At 72.4% G+C, this 2145-nt stretch carries 2 protein-coding genes; both read left to right on the forward strand.

Annotated elements, in window-relative coordinates; genetic code table 11:
• Positions 1-810, forward strand: an 810-nt coding sequence (locus tag FRW57_RS20685) for a tRNA pseudouridine synthase A (protein WP_152186945.1), incomplete at its 5' end; no start/stop codon positions are given.
• A 92-nt stretch (positions 811-902) separates the two neighbouring features.
• A partial coding sequence (locus FRW57_RS20690) for an ATP-binding cassette domain-containing protein (RefSeq protein ID WP_152186946.1) occupies positions 903-2145 on the forward strand: 1243 nt, incomplete at its 3' end.

Here is a 2145-nt window from a genome sequence, read left to right on the forward strand (position 1 = left end):
ACCGTCGAGGAGGAACTCGGTGCCGGTCTGGCCAGCATCCTTCGGGCCGCCGACCCGGTGCGGCTCACGGTGGCCGGCCGCACCGACGCCGGGGTGCACGCCCGCGGCGCCGTGGCCCACGCCGACGTCGCCCCGCACGACTGGTCGCGCCTGCCCGGTCGGTCCGACCGCGCACCCGGTGCGGCTGCGGTGACCCGGCTCGCCGGGGTGCTGCCGCCGGACATCGTGGTCCGGCGGGTCACGGTGGCGCCGGACGGGTTCGACGCCCGGTTCTCGGCCACCGGCCGTTGGTACCGCTACCGGATCTGCGACCGGCCGCACCTGCTGGATCCGCTCCGTCGCCACGACACGGTGCTGCACAAGCGGCCGCTCGAGGTCTCGGCGATGCACGCCGCGGCCCAGCGGCTGCTCGGGCTGCGGGAGTTCGCCGCCTTCTGCAAGCGCCGCGAGGGAGCGACCACGATCCGGACCCTGCGACGTTTCGACTGGGAACGCGATGCCGACGGCATCGTGGTCGGCACCGTCGGGGCCGACGCGTTCTGCCACTCGATGGTCCGTTCCCTCGTCGGGGCCGTGGTGCCGGTCGGTGAGGGACGCCGGGAGCCGGACTGGCCGGCGCAGGTGCTCTCCGCCGGCCACCGCGACCCTGCCGTCGTCGTCATGCCGCCCCACGGCCTGTGCCTGGAGGAGGTCACCTACCCGAGCGACGACCAGCTGGCCCCGCAGGCCGGGCGAGCACGCGCCATACGACGCCTGGACCAGGTGGCCGGGGCGAGCGGCACCGTTCCGGACGAGGGACCAGCAACGTAGACGTGCGCGAGCTGGCGGCAACGGTGCCCTCGTCGCTCGACGAGGGATATCGGTATGACGCGGCACCGGCCCATACGTCACAGTTGACCCTTGTGGGACACGTCGACGTCAATGCCGTCAGCTACCAGCTCCCCGATGGGCGGCCGCTCCTCGGGGAGGTGAGCCTGCGCGTCGGTGAGGGCGCGAAGGTGGCGCTGGTCGGCCCCAACGGCACCGGCAAGACCACACTGTTGCGCATCATCGCGGGCGACCTGACTCACTTCGACGGGGCGGTCACCCGCAGTGGGGGACTCGGCGTGATGCGCCAGTTCATCGGCCAGGTGCGCGACAACACGACCGTGCGGGACCTGCTGGTCGGGGTCGCCCCCGAGCCGATCCGCAAGGCGGCCAAGGCGGTCGACGACAGTGAACTGGCGATCATGGAGGTCGACGACGAGCCGGCCCAGCTCGCCTACGCCCAGGCGCTCGCCGACTGGGGCGACGTCGGGGGCTATGAGCACGAGACGCTCTGGGACGTCTGCACGGTGGCGGCCATCGGGGTCCCCTTCGAGCAGGCGCAGTGGCGCAAGGTCAACACGCTCTCCGGCGGCGAGCAGAAGCGGCTCGTCCTCGAGGCGCTGCTGCGCGGACCCGAGGACGTGCTGCTGCTCGACGAGCCGGACAACTACCTCGACGTGCCGACCAAGCGCTGGCTCGAGGAGCAGATCGTCGCCTCGCCCAAGACGGTGCTGTTCGTCAGCCACGACCGCGAGCTGCTCGACCGCGTCGCGACCCGGATCGCGACCCTCGAGCCGAGCGCCGCAGGCAGCACGTGCTGGGTGCACGCCGGACGCTTCGCGACCTACCACCAGGCCCGGATCGACCGCAACGCCAGGTTGGAGGAGCTGCGCAAGCGGTGGGACGAGGAGCACGCCAAGCTCAGGGCCCTCGTGCTGATGTACAAGCAGAAGGCGGCCTACAACTCCGACATGGCGGCGCGCTACCACGCCGCGCAGACCCGGTTGAAGCGGTTCGAGGACGCCGGACCGCCCGAGGTGGTCGCCAGGGAGCAGAACGTGCGGATGCGGCTGCGGGGCGGCCGCACGGCCAAGCGGTCCGTGATCTGCGAGCGCCTCGAGCTGCGCGGAGGGACGCTCGCCGACGGCATCGGAGCCGACGGCGCCGAGCCCGGCGTGCTGATGAAGCCGTTCGACCTCGAGGTCTGGTACGGCGAGCGGGCGGCGGTCCTCGGCAGCAACGGCTCGGTCCCCAACAACGAGAACGCGATCGCCCGGCTCGCGGAGGCCATCGCTCGCATCGACGCCCACCCGTGGCCGCGGCACTACCTCGCCTCGG

Source organism: Segeticoccus rhizosphaerae, from assembly GCF_009192725.1.
Classification (GTDB): domain Bacteria; phylum Actinomycetota; class Actinomycetes; order Actinomycetales; family Dermatophilaceae; genus Segeticoccus; species Segeticoccus rhizosphaerae.